The following is a 21,375-nucleotide window of genomic DNA, read 5'->3' on the forward strand; positions in this document are numbered from 1 at the left end:
CCGCATATTTCAAGCCATTGTCAGGAGTACCGGCTGGTGGTCGGACAGCTGCGTGGCGCTGTCGCTGTGCCAGGCCCGCACATGGCTGCGCAGGCTGTCGCTGACCAGCGCAAAATCGCAGGCCACCGGCGCGGGCCCCCAGGTGCGGTCAAACAGGCAGAAGGTGGGCGGCTGTGGCGCACTGCCATGCAGCAAGGGCCAGCTGTCATGCCAGAGTGCGGATCCCTCCGCCTGCGCTGCGACCAGGGCGGCATAGGCCGCCTCGCCAGCGTGCATATTGAAGTCACCACACAGCACCGCATGCGGCGTGTGCGCTGGTGTGGTGTAGGGCGTGGCTGCAGGCGCCGCGCCCGGCCGTGCGGCCAGCTGCGCCATTGACTCGGCATGGATCGCTCGCAGCGCCTGCACCTGCGCCAGGCGCTGGCTGGCGCTGTGGTATTCCAGATGCGTACACATCACCCGCACCAGGCCCAGCACCGGGTCGCGCACGGTCACCACCAGGCAGCCCCGGGGCATGCTCACCACAGCGGCCTCGGCCAGCCAAGGCAGGCGGTGCTGCGCCACCTCGGCCACCGGCAGGCGGCTGGCCACTACATTGCCAAAGCTGCGGCGCTGGCCGCTGGCATCAAAACCATCGGTGGTGGCCGCAAAGAACAGCTGCCAGCCCGGCAGCAGCGCCTGCAGCTGCGCCAGCTGGTCTCCCGGTGCGCCCGCCAGCCCGCCATGGCCCACGGCCACCTCCTGCAGGCACAGCACATCGATGCCGCCCGTGCCCTCGCCCATGGCCAGCGCATGGCGCACAATGCGCGCCGGATCGGCCAGGCCATCGAGGCCGCAGCACCATTGCACATTCCAGCTCAGTATTTGCATGTGGAAAACTCTGTGGATAGCCGCGCCCGCTGGCGCCATGGCCTGCCATTGTGCAGCAGGGGCCAGGCGTTTTTCGTGTCAGCGCCCCAAGCCAGACCCCAGCGCCTCTATAGTCGGGCGATGCCCAAGCACCAAGATTCCTTTCAGATCCGCCCCGCTAGCGTGGACGATGTCGCGGCCATGTTCCAGGTGCGCCTGGCCGTCACCGAGAACCGCATGAGCCCTGACGAGCTGGCCGCCGTCGGCGTTACGCCTGACTCCATTACCGAGGCCATCCGCAGCGCGCCTTGCGCTTGGGTGGCCACGGCCCAAGGCGAGGTCGCCGGCTTTGCGATGGTGGACCTGGACAACGCCTGCCTGTTTGCGCTGTTTGTGCGCAGCGACCACGAAGGCCGGGGTCTGGGCAGCGCGCTGTGCCAGGTCTGCGAGCAGGCCTTGTTTGCGCAGCATGAAGAGGCCTGGCTGGAAACAGCCAAAACCAGCCGCGCCGCACGCCTCTACCGCCACCTGGGCTGGTGCGATGAGAGCGACATTGGCGATGGCGATATCCGCCTGAGCAAGCGGCGCGCTTGACGGCGCGCAGCGCTGCGCGCTGGCCGGGCTTCTGCTACATTGCGCTGATGGCTCTGTGCACCACCGCCCGAATTATTCGCATCGTCGAACCGACGGTGGGATAGCGCGCGGCCACGCAAGCATGCAACCCACCCTGGAGGTGGGTTTTCCGTCTCTGGGGTTTCCTCCAAGGAGATGGAATGAACACCACCCAAGCGCCTGATACGTTCGCCGATAGCGACCCAGATGCCGGCACCCTGCACCTGCTCTGCGGAAAGATCGCGTCCGGCAAATCCACCTTGGCCCGGCAGCTGGCGGCGCAGCCCCGCACCGTGCTGGTCAGCGAAGATGCCTGGCTTGCCCAGCTCTACCCGGATGCACTGGTCTCGATCCAGGACTATGTCCTGCTGTCCGCCAGGCTGCGCGGCGCGATGCAACCCCATATCGTGTCACTGCTGCAAGCGGGTACTTCGGTGGTGCTGGATTTCCCGTCCAACACCCCCAGCACCCGCGCCTGGGCGCGCAGCATGTTTGAGGCAGCGCGCGCACCGCATGCGCTGCACTGGCTGCAGCTGCCCGACGAGGAATGCAAGCGCCGCCTGCGGGCGCGCAATGCCTCGGGCGAGCATCCGTTCGAAACCAGCGATGCGCAGTTTGACCTGATCAGCCAGCACTTTGTGGCGCCGTCAGCGGCGGAAGGTTTTCAGCTGGTGCTGCACGGCTGATACAGACGGCCAAGCGCCAAGCCTTAGGCGCGCTGCGGCAGGTAGCTGGGCCTGTCTGCCGCCAGTCCGCGTTTGACTTGCTGCGTCAGGTCATCGGCCAGCACCTCGTCCAGCCCGGCTTCCAGCGCATCGAGCGTGCGGCTGACGATATCCGCTGGGCTGGACTTGGGGGCCTCCAGCCCGCGGGTCAGGTCGGTATCGACAAAGGCCATGTGCAGGCCCAACACCTGCGTCTTCTGGGCAGCCAGCTCGTAGCGCAGCGAGTTGGTGAGCGACCAGGCGGCGGACTTGCTCGCTGAGTAAGCGGCCAGATCGCTGCCGTTCAGCCAAGAGGCCACCGAGAGCACATTGAGCAAGCCACCACCGCCATTGGCCGCCAGCACCGGCGCAAAGGCCTTGCTCATGCGCAGCACCGCGAAGAAATTGGTCTCAAACATGCGCCGTGCCACGGCTTCGCTGTCTTCGGCAAGAAAACCACCCGTCTGCGCGATGCCAGCGTTGTTGATCACCAGGGTCACATCTGGCGCCTGCGCCACCGCAGCGGCCACATCCTCGGGCTTGTTGACATCCAGCCGCAGCGGATGCACTCCTGCTTGGGGGCTGACATTGGCGGGATCGCGTGAACCCGCGTAGACCTTGCTGGCACCACGGGCGAGCAACTCGCGCACAAAGGCCTGGCCAATGCCACGGTTGGCACCGGTGACAAGAACGACAGCGTTAGCAATTTTCATGGGAATCTCCACATTTACCGAGGTTGAAGAAGCGCGCATGGGCGCTGGATGGGGACTTTTCCCCTGGGCATGGCTGGCCTTGACAGTGGCCAGTGCGTCAGGGGTGTATTCAAAGGGGAGAACACGATCTGCGAGCGGGCGGAGCATTCGCCCCAATCAGCGCTGCGGTCTCGCGCAACTGCGCACAACAGCCAGCTGTTTTTGCCAGGGCGGTCCGGCACCAACGCTTGCAAGGTAGCATTTCGAATGATGATCGTCATATTAAAAATCAAAAAAAGCAGCGCGCTGCTAGGCGCCGCTGTCCGATGCCTGGTCGCTTGCCTGATCGGCTGGCAGCAGTTGTTTGAGCGCCGCTTCGCGCAAGTTGTCCGACAGCACAGGATCGTCCACCGCACGGGCCAGCAGCAGGCTGCCCACCATCGTGGACAAGGTCACCATCGCACGCTCGTGGGCTTGTGCCTGCCCCCAATCGGGCGATTGGCGGGCGATGAGATCCACCATACCCTTGATATGCTGGGTGGTCACGCGGCGCACTTCCGGGGCTTGGCGAGCGGTCTCGGAGCCCAGGGCGACCAAGGGGCAAGCCTGCTCGGCATGCTGCACATGGGCTTTGGACAGGTAGGCGCGCAGCAAAGCCTCCCAGCCCTGGTCAAGCGCAGCCTGGGCAGCCACATTGGCCACCACGGCCGCAGATTCTGCACAGGCCAGACTGGCAGCTTCGGCCAACATCGCCTCGCGCGAGGCGAAATGCGCATAGAAGGCCCCATGCGTCAGGCCAGCCTCTTTCATGATGTCGGCCACCCCCGTGCCGCCATAGCCGCTGCGGCGGATGGCGCGCGCTGCGACCGACACAATGCGCTCATGTGTCGCTTGCTTGGCTGCTGCTCGGGTGTTGGAAGTATCATTTCGCATGACGCTCATCATACATATTTTTCGGACCCTGCGCGTCGCAGGGTGAATGCTGCGCAGCCTACAACAGCTTGCACCCAGTCAACCGGCTGTGCCTTGCGCACGCAGCCATTGGAAAACCTGCGACACCATGTCCGAGCGGGCAGTCCCTGCGGCACCCGACAGCCACCAGGTGCTGCCCGGCAAGCGCGGGTAGCCCGGCAGCACCTGCAGCTGCCCGCTGGCTACGCTGCCCTCCACCAACAGACTGGGCAGGCAAGCGACGCCCTGCGCTGCCAACACGGCATCGAGCACCAGGCGCGCATCGTCGTAAATAGCGCGCTTGCGAAACTGGCCAAGCGGCCCCAAGAACAGCGGCGCGGTGGCCTCCGCAGTCAGGCTTTCTTCCAGGCACAGCACATCCGCATGCAGGTGGTGCTGGTCCTGCGGAATGCGCCCCAGCTTCTTGGCGATACCCGCATCTGCTACCAGCAGCCATTCGTCTTGCAGCAGCTGCAGCTCTTGCAAGCCCGGCTGCAACAGCGGCCGGCTGCTGATGGCAATATCGACATCGATCTCATCGACAAAGCGGGCGCTCTCATCGACCGATAGCACCAGGCTCAGCCCGGGCAGCAGCGCCTGCAACTTGGGCAGCCGTGGCTGCAGCCAGCCGCGCAGCAGCGGCGCGGGGCAGACCAGGGACACGAGGCCGGGATCGAGGTAAGTGCCAATGCGCTCCACGCCGCTGCGCAGCACGCTGAGCGAGCGCTGAACGCTGCGCAGCAGCACCTCGCCAGCAACGGTCAGCTCCACGCCACGCCCCGCGCGGCGAAACAAGGGCTGCATCAGCTGCGCCTCCAGCTGCATCACCTGGTGGCTGATAGCAGACTGGGTCACATGCAGCTCATCCGCTGCACGCGAGAAACTGCCGAGCCGGGCAGCAGCCTCAAAACCCATCAACAGCTTCATAGAAGGAATACGCGGCTCAGACATATGAGAACTATTAATGAATCAGCACAAATCTTATCATTTGATCTCATACCTAGTGCCATCCACAATGCGACCTGAACCGAATATTCGGCAACGCAACCGCTCCGGACAGGAGCCATAGGAAAAGTGATGAAGACAGGTCAAGATGTGATGCGCGATGGCGCGAACGACCCTATGGGAGCCAACACCATGCAACGACGACAATTTCTCTCGGCCGGCACCAGCTTGGTCGCCGGAGGCGCGGTAGGTATGTCGGCGCAGTCCGCGTCTGCGGCAGACAGCCAAGGGCGCATGCCCGATGAAGGCGAGCGCCATGCTGCCACCTGGATGGCCTTTGGCGCCAGCGACGAGATCTGGGGCCGGCGGCTGAAGGCGGGTGCACAGGCCAACCTGGCACTGATCGCACAAACCATTGCCCAGATGGAGCCGGTGCAGATGCTGGTCAACGCCCAGGACTACGACCTGGCCGCACGGCTGTGCGGCAGCAAGGTCAAGCTGCTGGTGCAAGACATCGATGACCTGTGGATGCGTGACACCGGCCCGGTATTTGTGAAGAAGGCAGGCGGCGGTCTCGCCGGGGTCAATTTCAACTTCAATGGCTGGGGCAACAAGCAATACCACCGCAACGATGCCCAGGTCGCGGCCTTTGTGGCCAGTACCGCAGCGGTGCCTTTGCTGAAAAGTAGCCTGATCCTAGAAGGCGGCGGCATTGAGGTGGACGGCCAGGGCACCGCCATCATCACCGAGAGCTGCGTGCTCAACGCCAACCGCAACCCGGGTGTCAGCAAGGCGCAGTGCGAGCAGGAGTTGCAGCGCGTACTAGGGATCGACAAGGTGATCTGGCTGCCGGGCATTGCTGGCCGCGATATCACTGATGGGCACACCGACTTCTATGCCCGCTTCTGTACACCGGGGGTTGTGGTTGCGGGTATCGAGAACGACCGCTCCTCACCCGAACACGCCGTTACCCAGCGCCACCTGGATATCTTGCGCAAGGCGACGGATGCACGTGGCCGCCGCTTGCAAGTGGTGCGCATGCCGGGGCCTGACGATGTCCGGCCGCAGTATGCGAACAAGGACTTTGCGGCAGGCTATATCAACTTCTATGTCTGCAATGGCGCGGTGATCTGCCCCGAGTTTGGCGATACCCGTGCCGACCGCAATACCCGCGCCATCTTGCGTGAGCAGTTCCCAGGCCGCGAGATTGTGCAACTCAATATCGACGCCATCGCGGCGGGTGGCGGCGGTATCCACTGCACCACGCAGCAGCAACCGGCCTGAGCGGCGACCGCGCTGGCCCCGGCTACACCAGCGCCGGGGCGTCCTCGCGCAGCTGGAAGACATTGCCCTCGCAGTCCATCGCATTGCAGGCGCTGTAGCCCGGGCCGGTCCAGGCTTCGTGGAACATCGCGCCGCCCAGGTTGCTGGCGCGCGCGCCGGCATCTACCAGCGATGGCACGCTGACAAAGAACTTCAGTGCCACATTCTCGCGGCGCTGCGGGGGCGTGCTGATGTCGATGCGCTCTGCTATCTCGGCCGGGATCGCATGCAGCTCCAGCTGGAAGGTGGCAGATGCCAGCGCCACCCAACCGGGCAGGCGGTTCTGCTCCTGCAGGCCCAGCACCTGCGCATAAAACTGCGCCACACGCTCGATATCCTTGACGTACAGCACCACGCCAGCCTGACCCTTTGCGGACATAGAAAGCTCCTTAGAACAAGCGCACCCAAAACGGCCACTCTAGCGTTTTTACTTGATCCCTGCCCGCATAAAGCTCTGCACAAACTGGCGCTGAAACAGGATGAAGCCGATCAGCAACGGCGCCGAGGTCATCAAGGTCGCAGCAGTGATGGTGGACCAGTCCACGCCCTGTTCCACGCTGGAGAACACCTGCAGGCCGACGGTGAGCGGGCGCGATTCCACGCTGTTGGTGATGATCAGCGGCCAGAGAAAGTTGTTCCAGTGAAAGCTCACCGACACCAGCGCAAAGGCGGTGTAGACCGGCCGGGCCAGCGGCACATAGACGCGCCAGAGAATCTGCAAGGTGCTGGCCCCTTCGACACGCGCGGCCTCGTCCAGCTCCTTGGGGATGCCCATGAAGGTCTGGCGCAGCAAAAAGATCGCAAAGGCCGAGGCGAAGTACGGCAGGCCAATCGCAAACAAGGTATCGACCAGACCCAGCCGCGCCATGGTCTGGTAGTTCTCGACCAGCAGGATGTCGGGCATGATCATCAGCTGCACGAGCACCAGCGCAAAGGCGATGTTCTTGCCCCGGAACTGGTAGCGCGCAAAGGCAAAAGCAGCCAAGGTGGACAGCACCAGCTGCGCCGCCAGGATGATGGCCACCAGCAAGGTCGTGTTCAGAAAGTAGCGCGCAAATGGCGCCGCGTCCCAGGCCTTGCGAAAGTTCTGCAAGGTCCAGGGGGCGCTCAGGTCAAAGCGGATCGCGTAGTCGCTGGGGTGGAAGGCCGTCCAGAACGCATAGGCCAGCGGCAGAATCCACAGCAGCGCCAGCAGCCAGGCGGCAACGGTGTCCAGCCAGGTGTGGCGGTAGATGACGGCAGGGGCTGGGCTGCGGCTCATTGGTAGTGCACCTTCTTGTCCAGCACAAAGAACTGGAACAGCGCCACGCTGGACAGCACGACCACCAGCACCACGGTGATGGCCGCTGCATAGGCCGTGTCCCAGAACTTGAAGCCCACCTCATACAGGTGGTAGAGCAGCAAGGTGGTGGCATTGTCCGGACCGCCCCGGGTCAGGATGAACACATGGTCGACCAGGCGGAAGGCATTGATCACCGCATTGACCAGCACAAACAAGGTGGTCGGCATCAGCAGCGGCCACTGCACCCGGCGGAAGAAGTACCAGCGCGATGCGCCTTCAATCGCCGCCGCCTCCTTCAGGCTGGGGTTGAGCGTTTGCAGCGCTGCCAGGTAGAAGATCATGAAAAAGCCGGCTTCCTTCCAGACCGCCACCAGGGTGATCGCCCCCAGCGCGGTGGAGGGGCTGCCCAGCCAGTTGTGCGATGGCAGGCCCAGCGCGCCGGTGACCTGCTCCAGCAGGCCGTACTGCGGCGTGTAGAAGAACAACCAGATATTGGCCACCGCAATCATCGGCAGCACCGTGGGCGTGAAGTAGGCCATGCGGATAAAGGTACGCCCTGCGATGCGCTCATTCACCCAGACCGCCATCAGCAGCGCCAGGCCGATGGAGGCGGGAATCGTGGCCGCCGCAAACCAGAGGTTGTTGCGCACCGCCTGCCAGAACACTGGGTCCTCGGCCATGACCTGGTAGTTCTCCACCCCCACCCACACTGCGGCACGCGTGCCCTTGGGGGTGGAATAAAAACTGTCGATCAAGGTCGCCACGGCGGGCCAGTGGGTGAAGGCAACCAGCAGCACCAGCGCAGGCAGCAGCAGCAACCAGGCGTGGATGCTGCGCTGGCCGCTGCCGGCAATGGACGAGGAAGAGGCGCTCATGCGTTGGGTTCTCTCAACCGGGCTGGGGCCTTGCCCCAACCCTGGCCCGGCATGGTCTGCAAGCAGGCCATGCCGAGTGGGGCTTTACTGGTAGCTGCGCAGGATGCGGTCGGCTTCCTTCTGCGCATCCTTCATCGCCTGTGCCGAGGTCTTGGTGCCGTTCAGCGCGGCCTGCACCGCATCGTTCAGCACCTTGGTCACGCGCTGGTTGTCATGCGTGGAGAACTCGGCCACCGAGACGGGCAGCTGGTCGCGGGCCACCAGCGCCTGGGGGAAGTCCTGGCCGTATTTCTTCAGGATCGGCGTGTCGTAGGCGGCCGGCGATACGGCCACATAGCCGCTGTCCATGCTCCACTGCGCAGCGCGCTCAGGCGCGGTCACCCACTTGGCAAATTCGAAAGCGGCCTGCTGCTGCTCCTTGGGCGCCTTCTTGAAGATGTAGAAGTTGCCGCCACCGGTGGGCGAGCCACCCTTGCGCGCATTGCCGGCGATCTGGCCAACCCCGAAATCAAACTTGGCGTTGGCCTTGATATTGGTCAGGTTGCCGGTGGTGGTGACGATGATCGCGGCCTTCTTTTCCATGAAGTCCTTGGGCGTTGTGCCCCACTCGATTACGCCCTTGGGGTGCACGCCTTCCTTGGTCAGGTTGACCCAGTAGTCCAGCGCCTCGATCACCTTGGGGTTGTCGAAGCTGACCTTGGTGCCCGCCTCGTTGGCCAGCAGCACATCGTTGGGGGTGGTCAGGGTCTGCAGCATCCAGTAGGCAAATCCGGTCGATGGGATCTGGATGCCGTACTGGGTCACATTGCCGCTGGCGTCTTTTTTGGTGAGCTTTTTGGCGGCCTCGCTCAGCTCCTTCCAAGTGGCGGGGGCCTTGTTCGGGTCCAGGCCGGCTTCCTTGAAGGCTTCCTTGTTGTAGTACATCACCACGGTGGAGCGCTGGAAAGGCACGCCCCAGGTCTTGCCCCCTGTCTGGCTGTTGGCCATGAAGGCGGGGTAGAAGCCCTTGAGCCAGGCCTTGTCGGCATCGGTCTTGGCGAAGTCGTCGATCGGCACAATCGCGTCTTCGTCGATCAGCGTGAACATATCGGTCGACAGCAGCACCGAGGTGGCCGGCGCCTTGCCCGACTTGTTGGCGGTGAGCGCCTTGACGATGGTTTCCTGGTAGGTGCCCGCGTAGATCGGCGTGATCTTGTACTGCGGATGCGCCTTGTTGAAATCGCTGGCATAGCCGTCGATCACCTTGGTGATCGGGCCGCCCACGGCCACGGGGTAGTAGAAAGGCACTTCCAGCGGATCGGCGGCATGCGCCAGGCCAGCACCCAGGCCGAGCATGGCGACGGCCGATGCGGCCAGGGTCTTCAAAAAGATATTGCGTTGCACGGAATCACTCCTCGGGTTATGCGCCTGCCCGCAGGCGCTGCACAAACAGACCAGTCAAAGAAAAGGGGGTTGTCTGCCTCAGGCCATGCGCTGGCCATTGGCATCGAAGAAATGCATGTCTTCAGCGCGCCAGGCCAGGCGCACCGCCTGCCCCAGGGCCGCTGCCTGCTGGCCGGGTGCGCGCACCGTAATCTGCTCGCTGCCAATCGCGCAGCGCAGCACCACATCGGCGCCCAGGTACTCCAGTCCCACCACCTGGGCATCGACGCCCTCGCTGCCCAGGCATTGCAGCGCCTCGGGCCGCAGGCCCAGCGCGGCAGCACCGGCCGGCGCAGCCACCTGCACCTGGCTACCGGCAATCGCGCCGCCGCTGAGCTGCACCAAGTTCATCGCCGGCGTGCCAATAAAGCGCGCAGCAAAGCGGCTGGCGGGGCGGGCATACATCTCTCGCGGGGTGGCGCATTGCTCAACCCGGCCCTGGTGCAGCAGCACCACCTGGTCGGCCATGCTCATGGCTTCGGTCTGGTCATGGGTGACATAGACCACGGTCAGCCCCAGGCGCTGCTGCAGCTCACGCAGCTCGGCGCGCATCTCCTGGCGCAGCTGGGCATCCAGGTTTGACAGCGGCTCATCCATCAGGCAGACATGGGCCTGGGCCACCAGCGCCCGGCCCAGCGCCACGCGCTGCTGCTGGCCGCCCGAGAGCTGGCCCGGCTTGCGGTCCAGCAGATGCGCCAGCCCCAGCAGCTCGGCTGCATCCTTCAAACGTTTTTCGGCCTCGGCCTTGGGCACCTTGCGCACCGCCAGGCCAAAGCCAATGTTCTCGGCCACCGACAGATGCGGAAACAGCGCATAGTTCTGGAACACCATCGCAATGCCGCGCTGCGCCGGGGGCAGTTGCGTCACATCGCGCCCTCCAATCAGCACCTGGCCGGCGCTGGCCGTCTCCAGCCCTGCAATGATGCGCAGGGTCGTCGATTTTCCGCAGCCCGAAGGGCCGAGCAGCACGCAAAAGCTGCCCGGCGCGATCTGCAGATCGACCGAATGCAGTGCTGTGGTGCTGCCCCAGGATTTGGCAACCTGCCGTAACTCAATGCTTGACATCGCGCCAGTGTATGAAAGCACGGTGACAATTTGTTTACAAGCTTTCCCTTATCTGACGGGGTTCTCCAGTGAGGTGGCTGCATACACCCCCTGGTTTTGCTTACAACCATGACAAATGCTGCGCTGCATCAAGAGCGGGGGCCACCAGGGCTTACAGCCAGCGCGCAATCCCGGCCGCCAGCAGGCTCAGCACCACGGTCGTCGCGATCGGCAGCCACAAGGTCCGGCCAAACAGCCGAATCTCAAAATCCCCCGGCAGACGCCCCAGCCCCAGCTTGCGCAGCAGGGCCGCAAAGCCATTGAGCAGTATCAGTGCCAGGAAGACAACGATCAGCCAGCGGATCATCGCAGTACCTCCAGCGGGTTAAGGGCCAGTGCACTCATCATGCGGCGCGGTAGACCTGCTCGCCGGCAATCCAGGTCTCCTGCACGCGCAGGCTGCCAATGTCGGCGACCGGCACGGTGAAGATATCGCGGTCCAGCACCGCAAAGCTGGCTTCAAAGCCGGAGGCGATCTGGCCCAGCTGGCCCTCGAACGGCGACAGGCTGGCCGCACGTGCGGTGTAGAGCAGCAGGGCCTGCGGCACGGTCAGCGCCTGGCTGTCCACAATCGGGGCGCCGTTGTAGGCGCGGCGCTGCACAGCGGCCTGGATGGAGACAAAGACATTGTCCGGATCGGCCCAGGTGGTGGCCGGCGCGTCGGACGACAGCGCCACATGGTCGATCTCTTCGTAGAAGGTCTTGAGCGCATAGGACTGGTCGAACTCCGATACCACCAGGTTCTCGGTATAGGCCTCGTACTCGGCAAACATGAAGATGATCTGCGTGGCCACGCCCCACTGCATCGGCATGGCATTCATCTGCGCGATCTGCGCGGGCTTGAGCAAGGTGGCATGCTCCAGCCGCACGGAAGGCACGCCCGCGGGCAACCAGGGCTTTTTATCGGCAAAGAAGTCGATCACCAGCTGCAGGGCCGCATCGCCCATCGCATGCACCGCCATCTGCGCGCCGTTGGCTACCGACCATTCATAGGCCTGCGCCAGCGCCGCGCTGCTGAGCAAGGACATGCCAAACAGGCTGCCCGTGTGCTTGTAGGCACAGCTGCACCAGGCCGTCTTGCCGGAGATGGAACCATCGGCAAACAGCTTGATGCCTGCGATCTTGATGCGGCCATCCTTTTGCGCCGCTTGCAGCCCGGCCTTTAAATCGCCCTTGCAAGGCTCCCAGGAAAAATACAGCGCCGCCTGCTGCTTGAAGCCGGCTTGGGCGGCATCGCGGTAAACATCCAGGTGGTGGAAAGGCTGGGTGAAGGCCATCATGTCGGTCACCGCCACAATGCCGCGCTCGCTGAAGCGCTGCGAGGTGCGTGCCAGGCTGCCCACGGCCTGGGCATAGTCCAGCACCGCCTTGGCGCGCTGCACCACGCTGTTCGCCGCCAGCTCGGTCAGCACGCCATTGGGCGTGCCATCGGCATCGCGGCCAAAGTGGCCACCAATGGGATCGGGCGTGTCCTTGCCAATGCCCGCCAGCGCCAGCGCACGGCTGTTGCAGATGCCCGAATGGCAATCGGAGCGGCCCACATAGACTGGCTGCGTGGTCGACACCCGATCCAGGTCATGGCGCGTCGGCGTGCGCCCTTCCTTCAGCTTGGACTCGTCATAGCCCCAGCCCTCAATCCAGTCATTGGGCCCGAGGCCCGCCTTGGGGTGCTGCTTCAGCGCCGCAATCAGCCCCGGAATGTCTTCGACCAGCGGCACCGTGCAAGGCACCGCATCGACGATCTGCGACAAAAAGGTGGGGTGCGTATGCACATCCACAAACCCCGGCACCACCGTCCGCCCCTGCAAATCCACCTGCCGATCAGCCACCGGCTGCGCCGCATCACCCACATGCCCCACCCAGCGCACCACCCCACCTTCCACCACAAAAGCCGTCGCAAAATCGCTCTCGCTGCGACCGGTAAAAACATGGGCATGGGTGAACAGGCAAGAGGACATGACAAGAGCTGCAAAAAGCAAAGGCGGCAAAGAAGCCGCCATTGTCCGCGATTGCAAGAACCACCCAGCAAACCGCCGCCCCGGATGCTCCAAGCCACCAGCCGAGCAGCAAGCACAGCACCCAGGCCAAACATTGAATGCGGCTGTCCAAACAGCCACCCCAGCAGCGAGCGCAGCGCCTGAACCACCACCGCCAATGGCGAGATGGGCGCGTAGGCGCGACGTCGGGGGCGCAGACAATACGCCTGTATGGCAAGCCCCCGCAACAAAGCCTACGCGCCCATATCGCCACCCCAAAACGAAGACTGCCAACGCCCCAAACAACAACAGCACCGCCAGAGCAGCCAACCCAACAGCGGATTGGACTTCAAAACACCCCACAAAGCAGCGAGCGCAGCGCCTGAACCACCACCACCAATGGCGATATGGGCGCGTAGGCGCGACGTCGGGGGCGCAGACAATATGCCTATATGGCAAGCCCCCGCAACAAAGCCTACGCGCCCATATCGCCACCTAAAAACGAAGACTGCCAACGCCACGAACACAAACAACACCGCAAGAGCGGCAAACCACAAAAAGAAAGGGCCATCCGAAGATGGCCCAGAAAACCTTACACAGGATCGGTATGTCCTGGTGCCCGGTTCAGCATTTGCGTTCGCTTGTCTGCGCTGAGGGAGAGATAGCGCTCGTATTGGCGAAGTATGTCGGCGATGAGCTCCTCGCTGCGCAAGTACTGCACGTCATACCCCGACCGCCCATCTTCAAAGAAAGTCACCGGCTCGTACATATAGCGGCGCTCCTTGCTGCCCGCACTTTCGCGCACCGTAAAGGTGGGAATGCTGCGGCGCACAGCACGCACGCCGTAGACAAAATCGCGCAGCTGCTCGACGGGGACCACCAGGCGCACTTCGCTGTCGCCCTCCGCTTCCAGGGTCTCCAGCACATGGGCCTGCAGGCCGCGCTTTTCCATTTCGGCGGCGACCTCGTTCATCGCAGGCAAGGCGGTGGCGCGCAAAAAGCGCTGCACATCGTCCTTGTGCGGCTGGTGCACGATCTGCTCCAGGCGCTTGCGCCAGTGCTGGCCGCTCCAGAAGTTGGTGGCAGGCGCCAGATCGGGCGAGTAATGCGCCAAATCGGCGACCATGCCGCGCCACAACCCCACACACAGCACCAGCATGATGAAGGCCACCGGCAAGGCCGCCACCAGGGTAACGGCCTGCAGGGCGCCCAGGCCCCCGGCAAGCAGCAGCACGATGGAGGTGACGCCCAGCAGCACGCACCAGAACAGGCGCTGCCAGACCGGAGACTCGTTGTTGCCTCGGCAGGCGATGGAGTTGACCACCAGCGCGCCCGAGTCGGCCGAGGTGATGAAGAACACGCCAATCAGCAGCACCGCCAGCCAGGAGACGGGCTTGACCCAGGGCAGGTACTCAAAGAAGCGGAACAGCAAGGCATCGACATTGGTCGCAGTCTGCGCCAGCGCACCGCCCGCAACATGGGCATCGGCCCAGATGGCGCCATTGCCAAAGGCCGTCATCCACAGCAGGTTGAAGGCGGTGGGCACCAGCAGCACGCCGATGACAAACTCGCGCACCGTGCGCCCGCGCGAGATGCGGGCGATGAACATGCCGACAAAGGGCGACCAGCTCACCCACCAGGCCCAGTACAGAATGGTCCAGCCGCCAAACCAGCCCTCTTCGCGCGAAGGCGCATAGGCAAAGGTGCGCAGGGACATGCCGACCAGGCCTTGCAGGTAGTTGCCGATGTTCTCGCTCAAGGCCTTGAAGATATGCGCCGTGGGGCCGGCGATGATGACAAAGCTCAGCAGCAACACCGATAGCAGCATGTTGAACTCGCTCAGGCGGCGCACGCCCTTGTCCACGCCCAGCAGGGCCGAGAGGCTGGCCAGGGTGACGACCACGACAATGACGGCCACCAGAAAGCCCGAGCCCTGGGTTTCCCAGCCGGTCAAGGTATGGATGCCGGCGGCGATCTGGCGTGCGCCATAGCCCAGGGTGGTGGCAATGCCGGCAATGGTGCCCACCAGCGCAAAGGCATCCACGCCATGGCCAATGGGCCCATTGATGCGGTCGCGCAGCAGCGGGTACAGGCCCGAGCGCATGGTCAGCGGCAGGTTGTAGCGAAAGCCGAAATAGGCCAGCACCAGGCCCATGGTGCCGTAGACGGCCCAGGCGTGGAAGCCCCAGTGGAAGAAGGTGGCCTCCATCGCCTCGCGCGCGGCGGCGGGCGTGCCCGGCTCTTGCGTGGCGGGGTTGAGGAAGTGCTGCAGCGGCTCGCCCACGCCAAAGTACATCAGGCCAATGCCCATGCCGGCCGCAAACAGCATCGATGACCAGGAGACAAAGCTGAACTCGGGCTTGGCATCATCGGGCCCCAGGCGGATATCGCCATAGCGGCTAGCCGCCAGCACCACCAGGAACAGCAAGAAGGCGCTCAGCGCCATTACATAAAACCAGTCAAAACTGGCCACCACCCAGCGCTGTGCGCCGGAGAACAGGCGGTCCGCCGCTTCGGGCGCGAGCACGCAGACCAGCAACAAGGCGGCAAGCACCAGCAGCGCTGGTATCACCACCGGCAGTGACATCGTCGAGCGCTGGCTGGTCTGCGGCGCTTGCGCAGTGAACTCCGAGGCCGGTGCGCCCTGGGCCGGCATGGCGCCAGCCTCGGGCGCAAGCGCCGGATCGGGAGAAGAATTGGTCATAGGTACACCCCTTTGGGAGCGCGCCCTATCGATGACAGGCGCGCCGCAGCAGCCTTACGGCCCCCTATGGGCACGATCAGACACCGCAAAAACCTATCAGTATGCAATAAATGATTATGAAAATGCTATTTTAAAGATGAGTCAATCTTCAACAATCGCTAGCGCGGTGGGGATCTGCCCGCGCTGCTGCAGCAGGTTTTGTTGGGATGCGGCCACAGCCCAAGCCGCCACCCCGCCCGCTCAGCGTTGCACGCCCCAGCGCTTAACGGTCACCCTTTCGAGCTGGTGAAAGCCCAGGGTCTCGACCAGCAAGCCGATGATGATGACCAGCGCCAAGCCGGCAAACACCTGGTCGGTATAGAGCTCATTGCGGCTTTGGAAGATGTACCAGCCCAGGCCGCCCTTGCCGGAGGAGGCACCAAACACCAGTTCGGCAGCAATCAGGGTGCGCCAGGCAAAGGCCCAGCCAATCTTGAGGCCCGACAGGATGGACGGCAGCGCGGCAGGCACCAAGATCTGCAGCACATAGCGCGCGCCGCGCAGGCCATAGTTGCGCCCGGCCATGCGCAAGGTCTCTGGCACCGATTGGAAGCCGGCATAGGTGGCCAGCGCCAGCGGCCAGAGCACCGAATGCACCAGCACCGCCAGCAGGCTGGCCTGCCCCAGACCCAACCAGAGCAGCGCCAGCGGCAACAGCGCAATGGCAGGCAAGGGGTTGAACATGCTGGTCAGGGTGGTCAGCACATCGCGCCCCCACTGGCTGGATACCGCCAGCACGGTCAGCAGCAAGGCACCAGCCACACCCAGCAGATAGCCTTGAATCAAGATGCCCAGCGACACGGCGGCCTTGCCCAGCAGCTCGCCATTGGCCAGGTCGCGCAGCAAGGTGGCAGCGGTCTGGCTGAAGGTGGGCAGCAGCAGGTCGTTGTCCTGCCATCGGGCGGCCAGCTCCCAGACGATGGCCAGCACCACCAGGATGATGGCCTTGCGCAAGGCCGGGTGCTGCAGCAGGCGCTTGGCCAGCGGCAGGCGGCGCACGTTCAGCTGCTGCGGCACATCGGGCAGCGGGTATTCGGCTTCGGGCCGCACAGGGGCCTGGGCCTTGGCAGCGCCAGGCCAGGCAGAAACGGGGGTGGATGCCATGCGGAACTCCTGGTTGCGGCGGGTCGCCTCAAGCCACGCGGCGCAAGGCCTGGGCTGTGGACTGGTGCGGGCTGGTACTGGCGGTTTCTGTGCTGGGGCCACCCACCCGGTCTTCATCAAACAGCAGCCGGTGGATGCGCTGGTGCGCGGCTTCAAACTCGGCACTGCCGCCACTGGCCAGGCCAAAGGCATGGGCATTGATTTCGGCCCGCAAACGCCCGGGATGTGGCGACAGAATGGCGACGCGGCTGCCCACCACCAGCGCCTCCTCGATCGAGTGGGTGACAAACACGAGGGTGAAGCGCAGCTCCTCCCACAGTGCCAGCAGCTCTTCCTGCATGCGCCGGCGGGTCAGCGCATCCAGGGCGGCAAAGGGCTCGTCCATCAGCAGCACCTGCGGGTGCATGGCCAGCGCCCGCGCAATGGCCACGCGCTGCTTCATGCCGCCCGACAGCTGGTGCGGGTGCACATCGGCAAAGCGGCTCAGGCCCACCTTGTCCAGGTAGAGGTCGGCGCGCTCGCGTGCCTCAGCCTTGCTGCAGCGGCGCGAAGCCAGCAGCGGGAACATGACGTTCTCGCGCACCGTCTTCCAGGGTGGCAGCTGGTCAAACTCCTGGAACACCATCACCCGGTCCGGCCCCGGGCCCTGCACCTGCTGGCCCGCCAGGCGGATTGCGCCCTCGCTGACCGGCACAAAACCGGCCATGGCCTTGAGCAGGGTCGACTTGCCGCAGCCAGACGCCCCCAGCAGCACAAAGCGCTCGGCCGCATGCACCTGCAGGCTCACGTGGTGGGTGGCGCGCAGCACGCGCTCGTCGGTCACATAGTCGATGCTGACCTGGTCAACCTCCAGCAAGGCGCTGCCCGCCTGCGCAGCTTGGCTGTGCAGGCTCTGGCTAGGCGCGGCTGTCGGGACGGGCTGGGCACGGCTGATGAGGCGGTCGGCCAGCTCGGCCTCGGCCAGGCTGGCATAGGGCTCGGCGGCGCTGCGCAGCCAGCTGCCACGCGACAGGGCAACATCGCCCTCCTGCGCAAAGACATGGGGCCAGCGCATATCAGTTCCCCCCGGAGATGCGCGGGTCGTCAAAGAAATAGTCGCGCACCGATTCCGGCTTGGTCTTGATCACGCCCACACGCTGCAGGAACTGGCCCAGGCCCACGGTGTTTTGCGGCTGGATGGTGAACTGCACCTGCGGGTTCTTGATGATCTGCAGGACCAGGTTGCGGTCCACCTTGCCGCCGCCACCACTCTTCAAAAAGATATCGGCCGCCTGCTCGGGGTTGGCCTGGACAAAGCGGGCCGATTCATCGAGCGCATCGACAAAGGCGCGGTAGGTCTTGGGGCTTTCCTGGCGGAATTTCTCGGTAGCGTAGAGCACGGTGGACGAGGCGGGCCCGCCCAGCACCTCATAGCTGTTGAGCACAATGCGCGCATTGGGGTTGCCGGCCAGTTCCACCTCCTGGAACGGCGGATTGCCAAAGTGCGCGGTGATCTCGGTGCCGCCCTTGATGATGGCCGCTGCCGCATCCGGGTGCGGCAGCGCGACCTGCAGCTTGTCGAGCCGCTGGTAATGCTGCTCGCCCCAGAGCTTGGCCGAGGCGTACTGCAGCACACGCGACTGCACCGAGACGCCGACCGCCGGCGTGGCGATGCGGTCCTTGTCCGTGAAGTCGGCAATCGTCTTCACCTGTGGATTGTTGCTGACCAGGTAATAGGGGAAGTTGCCCAGCGAGGCCACGCCCTTGACGTTCTGCTTGCCCTTGGTGCGGTCCCAGAGCGTAAACAGCGGCGCCACGCCGGCGCCGGCAATGTCGACATTGCCTGAGAGCAGCGCATCGTTGACTGCGGGCCCGCCCGAGAACTGCAGGTAGATGACCTTGATGTCCACCCCCTGGGCCTTGCCCTGCTTTTCGATGAACTGCTGGTCCTGCGCCACATTGAGCAGCAGGTAGACGATGCCGTACTGCTGGGCAATGCGCAGCTGGCCCTCTGCCGCCTGCGCGGTGCCCGCGCCCACACCCCAGAGCGCCGCCGTGGCGGCCAGCACTGCCGCCGCATGTTTACCGGCCTGGCCCAGGCTTGTGCGGCGCTGGCTGGCTACGCAGGGGTTGGCCACGGCGTGGAAGGTGGCAGGGTCTTTGGCGGGCGGCTGGCTGCGCGCCCAGGTGGGGTTGAAGGTCATGGTGCTGAATGAAAAGACGGAGATCGGAGGATCGAATCGGGGCCGCAGACCAGCCCCGCTGCGCCCTGGGTGTGCCGGGGCTGCGGAGTGGTTGCGGAAGGCTGGCGTCAATCGCCGCTGTTGCTAGACAGGCCGCGCCGCCACAATGGCCGGCGCTGGCGATCAACAACAGGCGGCAGCCAGCGCCAAGGACAACAGGAACAGCGATTGGCGGCGCTGTGGGGTCTGGGCGGCGTTCATACCGGCACATCCCCTTCAATCGTGGTGCGGTAGAGCTTGCGGCGCTGGTCGGCCGGCACGCCGGTGGCCAGGTGCAGCACGGCGCGGTTGTCCCAAAAGACCATGTCCCGGTCACGCCAGTGGTGGCGGTAGACAAACTGCGGCTGGGTGCTGTGCGCAAACAGCTCGGCCAGCAGCGCGGCCGAGCGGGCTTCGGGCAGGCCCAGGATGCGGGTGGTGAAATGCTCGCTGACAAACAGCGATTTGCGGCCGGTCTGCGAATCAGTGCGCACGACCGGGTGCACGGCGGGCTTGACCTCGGCCACCTGCGCGGCGCTCAGCGCCGGGCGGAAGGCATTGCGCTCGCGCAGTGCCTCATATTTGAGCAAGTAGCTGTGCTCGGCCAGCAGGCCCACCAGCTGCTGCTTGAGGGTGTAGGGCAGCGCCTCGTAAGCAGCCACCTGGTCGGCAAACAAGGTATCGCCACCCACATCGGGCAGTTCCTGCGCGTGCAAGAGCGAGCCCATCGCCGGCCGGGGTTTGTACGACAGGTCGGAATGCCAGTACGCGCCGGCATCGCCCAGGCCCACGGGCTGGCCGTTTTCGATGATGTTGGAGACGATCAGGATCTCGTCATGGTCGGCCAGTTGGTAGTTGCGCAGCACATGGCGCTGCAGCGGCCCAAAGCGGCGGCTGAATGCAATCTGCTCGGCCGGGCTGATGCGCTGGTTGCGGTAGACCACAACGCTGTGGTCCTGGTGCGCCTGCTGCAGCCGGGCAAAATCCTCCGGGCCCAGCGGGCGGGCCAGGTCCAGACCCACGACCTCGACACCCAGACGGGTCTGGGCGCCAGCGGGCTGCTGGATGGGGCGCAGGCTGAAGGCCTGCGTGCTGCCAGTGGCGCTGGCCGCCTGGCTGGCGCTGTCAGGCACCGGGCGGCGGAAGAAAAACGGATGGGCAGTCAGAACATCAAACAGCGCGGACATGGCAGCTTTCCTTGGCGGACCAGTGATAGGCCCACTGTAGAAGGCGCGCTACGATCAGAAAACGAATGAAAACGCGTATCTTTATGCGCAAACCGATGAAGGGCGCTGCTGCAATGCCGATTTACCTGCTGTCATGAGGCCGTCATGCAGGGGCGCCATGATCAAAGTCTGTCGGTGCAGCACAAGCCAGCCTTGCATGCCCAGCGCCGGGGGCGACCAGATCGGACGCGCCTGGCTGCGGGTATGTGTCAGGGCTTGGCACCGGCAGCCATCTTTTTGCGGCCCGCGTCTGCGGGGCCGATCCCACCACCCTACCCAAGCGCCAGTGGCTACAGCCGATGCATGCGGTCGCCCTGCACAAAGCCAGTAGGGTCCCACAAGGCCACGCCCTTGCTCAGCATGATGGCCTTGAAGAACTCGCCCATCTCGTGCTCCATCATCAGCTTGGCCGCCTTGCTGCGGGCAATCACTTCGAGCTGGTCCAGCTTGGCAGCCAGACCGCAGTTGATCAGGAAGTGGGCCTGGCTGGTGTAGCCCAGCACATCCATGCCGGCATCCTGGGCCGCCACCGCAATGCCGGTGAAGTTCACATGGGCGGTGATGTCCTTCAGGCCCACCAGCACCAACGGGTCACTGTCAACCTGGTGCAGGTGGTGGCAGACCAGGGTGCCCATGTGGCGCTGCGGGTGGTAGTACTCGGATTCGCCAAAGCCGTAGTCGATCAGCAGCACCGCGCCCCGGCTGATGCGGTCGGCCAGGGTCGCCACAAAGGCTTCGCCCTGCGGGTGGACCTCGGTCAGGTACTCAGCCTCCAGCGGCAGCTCCGGCTCCATCGGCGGGCGCAGGCTGGTGGGGCGCTCGGCCCAGCCAAAGCGCAGCTCGTCGCCCTCGGCACTTGCCACGACCACGCCGCGCTCCTGCCAAACGCCCTGCTGGCGCAGCAAGAGCTTGACCGGCATGGCATCGAGCACCTCATTGCCGACGACCACGCCCTGCATCTGCGCGGGCAGGCTGTCGGCCCACTGCACCTGGTCGCCAAAGCGGGCCAGGCGCTCTTGCTGGCGCAGGCGCAGGCTGACCGAGACATCGACAATCGTGTAGCGCGTACAGGCAGGGCCCAGGGTGGACAGCAGCTGCTCGGCCAGCGCACCGGTGCCGGCGCCAAACTCCCAGACCTCGCTGGTCTGGGTGTGGGCAAAGGCATCCTGCACCTGGGCGGCCACCAGCTCGCCAAACACCGGCGAGAGCTCGGGCGCGGTGACAAAGTCGCTGCCCTCCTCGGGCATGACGCCAAACTTGCTGCGGTCATTGGCGTAGTAGCCCAGGCCGGGCTCGTACAGCGCCATGCGCATGAAGTCATCAAACGGGATCCAACCGCCGGCCTGGGCAATAGCCTCAGCCATGC

At 64.6% G+C, this 21,375-nt stretch carries 20 protein-coding genes; 3 read left to right on the forward strand and 17 right to left on the reverse strand.

Annotated elements, in window-relative coordinates; all coding sequences use genetic code 11:
* Nucleotides 1-9 precede the first annotated feature (9 nt).
* The gene (locus EDF71_RS02495) at nt 10-870 is read right to left on the reverse strand and encodes an endonuclease/exonuclease/phosphatase family protein (protein ID WP_133855066.1); all 861 of its coding nucleotides are present in this window, start codon (nt 868-870) and stop codon (nt 10-12) included.
* A gap of 120 nt (nt 871-990) precedes the next feature.
* On the opposite strand from EDF71_RS02495, the gene EDF71_RS02500 reads away from it, so the two are divergent.
* Both EDF71_RS02500 and EDF71_RS02505 read left to right on the forward strand, forming a co-directional pair.
* Nucleotides 991-1,443 carry a GNAT family N-acetyltransferase gene (locus EDF71_RS02500; RefSeq protein ID WP_243854138.1) on the forward strand — a complete coding sequence of 151 codons (453 nt, stop codon included), beginning with the start codon at nt 991-993 and terminating at the stop codon, nt 1,441-1,443.
* A 179-nt stretch (nt 1,444-1,622) separates the two neighbouring features.
* Nucleotides 1,623-2,147 (forward strand): ATP-binding protein, encoded by a 525-nt coding sequence (locus EDF71_RS02505; protein WP_133855067.1) that lies wholly within the window; start codon nt 1,623-1,625, stop codon nt 2,145-2,147.
* A 23-nt stretch (nt 2,148-2,170) separates the two neighbouring features.
* Here EDF71_RS02505 and EDF71_RS02510 read toward each other — a convergent pair whose 3' ends face one another.
* The 3 genes from EDF71_RS02510 to EDF71_RS02520 form a co-directional block, all read right to left on the reverse strand.
* Complete coding sequence (locus EDF71_RS02510; RefSeq protein WP_133855068.1) at nt 2,171-2,878, reverse strand: SDR family oxidoreductase; 708 nt, start codon at nt 2,876-2,878, stop codon at nt 2,171-2,173.
* A gap of 288 nt (nt 2,879-3,166) precedes the next feature.
* On the reverse strand, nt 3,167-3,802 hold the full coding sequence (locus EDF71_RS02515) for a TetR/AcrR family transcriptional regulator (protein WP_133855069.1): 636 nt from the start codon (nt 3,800-3,802) through the stop codon (nt 3,167-3,169).
* A gap of 66 nt (nt 3,803-3,868) precedes the next feature.
* Entirely contained in the window at nt 3,869-4,735 is an 867-nt protein-coding gene (locus EDF71_RS02520; protein ID WP_243854139.1) for a LysR family transcriptional regulator, read from the reverse strand.
* 210 nt (nt 4,736-4,945) lie between these two features.
* Here EDF71_RS02520 and EDF71_RS02525 point away from each other — a divergent pair, with 210 nt between their 5' ends.
* Complete coding sequence (locus EDF71_RS02525; protein ID WP_243854140.1) at nt 4,946-6,037, forward strand: agmatine deiminase family protein; 1,092 nt, start codon at nt 4,946-4,948, stop codon at nt 6,035-6,037.
* 22 nt (nt 6,038-6,059) lie between these two features.
* On the opposite strand, the gene EDF71_RS02530 is transcribed toward EDF71_RS02525, so the two are convergent.
* From EDF71_RS02530 to EDF71_RS02590, 13 genes are all read right to left on the reverse strand, one after another.
* Nucleotides 6,060-6,455 (reverse strand): VOC family protein, encoded by a 396-nt coding sequence (locus EDF71_RS02530; RefSeq protein ID WP_133855071.1) that lies wholly within the window; start codon nt 6,453-6,455, stop codon nt 6,060-6,062.
* A gap of 48 nt (nt 6,456-6,503) precedes the next feature.
* On the reverse strand, nt 6,504-7,337 hold the full coding sequence (locus tag EDF71_RS02535; protein ID WP_133855072.1) for a carbohydrate ABC transporter permease: 834 nt from the start codon (nt 7,335-7,337) through the stop codon (nt 6,504-6,506).
* Complete coding sequence (locus EDF71_RS02540) at nt 7,334-8,233, reverse strand: sugar ABC transporter permease (protein WP_133855073.1); 900 nt, start codon at nt 8,231-8,233, stop codon at nt 7,334-7,336. The genes EDF71_RS02535 and EDF71_RS02540 overlap by 4 nt, the downstream gene beginning before the upstream one ends.
* An 84-nt stretch (nt 8,234-8,317) precedes the next feature.
* Nucleotides 8,318-9,616: an ABC transporter substrate-binding protein gene (locus tag EDF71_RS02545; protein WP_133855074.1), complete on the reverse strand. Its 1,299-nt coding sequence runs from the start codon at nt 9,614-9,616 to the stop codon at nt 8,318-8,320.
* A 78-nt stretch (nt 9,617-9,694) separates the two neighbouring features.
* The gene (locus EDF71_RS02550) at nt 9,695-10,720 is read right to left on the reverse strand and encodes an ABC transporter ATP-binding protein (RefSeq protein ID WP_133855075.1); all 1,026 of its coding nucleotides are present in this window, start codon (nt 10,718-10,720) and stop codon (nt 9,695-9,697) included.
* 151 nt (nt 10,721-10,871) lie between these two features.
* Nucleotides 10,872-11,066, reverse strand: a complete 195-nt coding sequence (locus EDF71_RS02555; RefSeq protein WP_133855076.1) for a DUF2905 family protein — start codon at nt 11,064-11,066, stop codon at nt 10,872-10,874.
* Nucleotides 11,067-11,103: 37 nt separating this feature from the next.
* Nucleotides 11,104-12,717, reverse strand: coding sequence for an amidohydrolase (locus EDF71_RS02560; RefSeq protein ID WP_166656432.1), 1,614 nt, complete (start codon nt 12,715-12,717; stop codon nt 11,104-11,106).
* Between the two features lie 610 nt (nt 12,718-13,327).
* Nucleotides 13,328-15,322 (reverse strand): BCCT family transporter, encoded by a 1,995-nt coding sequence (locus EDF71_RS02565; protein ID WP_243854158.1) that lies wholly within the window; start codon nt 15,320-15,322, stop codon nt 13,328-13,330.
* A gap of 357 nt (nt 15,323-15,679) precedes the next feature.
* A complete protein-coding gene (locus EDF71_RS02570; protein WP_133855079.1) occupies nt 15,680-16,582 on the reverse strand; it encodes an ABC transporter permease in 903 nt (300 codons plus the stop codon).
* Nucleotides 16,583-16,610: 28 nt separating this feature from the next.
* Nucleotides 16,611-17,636 carry an ABC transporter ATP-binding protein gene (locus tag EDF71_RS02575; protein ID WP_133855080.1) on the reverse strand — a complete coding sequence of 342 codons (1,026 nt, stop codon included), beginning with the start codon at nt 17,634-17,636 and terminating at the stop codon, nt 16,611-16,613.
* Between the two features lies 1 nt (nt 17,637).
* Nucleotides 17,638-18,765: an ABC transporter substrate-binding protein gene (locus EDF71_RS02580; RefSeq protein ID WP_133855081.1), complete on the reverse strand. Its 1,128-nt coding sequence runs from the start codon at nt 18,763-18,765 to the stop codon at nt 17,638-17,640.
* Nucleotides 18,766-19,001: 236 nt separating this feature from the next.
* On the reverse strand, nt 19,002-19,970 hold the full coding sequence (locus tag EDF71_RS02585; protein WP_133855082.1) for a TauD/TfdA family dioxygenase: 969 nt from the start codon (nt 19,968-19,970) through the stop codon (nt 19,002-19,004).
* 329 nt (nt 19,971-20,299) lie between these two features.
* Entirely contained in the window at nt 20,300-21,373 is a 1,074-nt protein-coding gene (locus EDF71_RS02590; protein WP_243854141.1) for an SAM-dependent methyltransferase, read from the reverse strand.
* Between the last annotated feature and the right edge of the window lie 2 nt (nt 21,374-21,375).

The sequence above is a fragment of the Comamonas sp. JUb58 genome, assembly GCF_004364775.1.
Taxonomy (GTDB): Bacteria; Pseudomonadota; Gammaproteobacteria; order Burkholderiales; family Burkholderiaceae_C; genus Comamonas.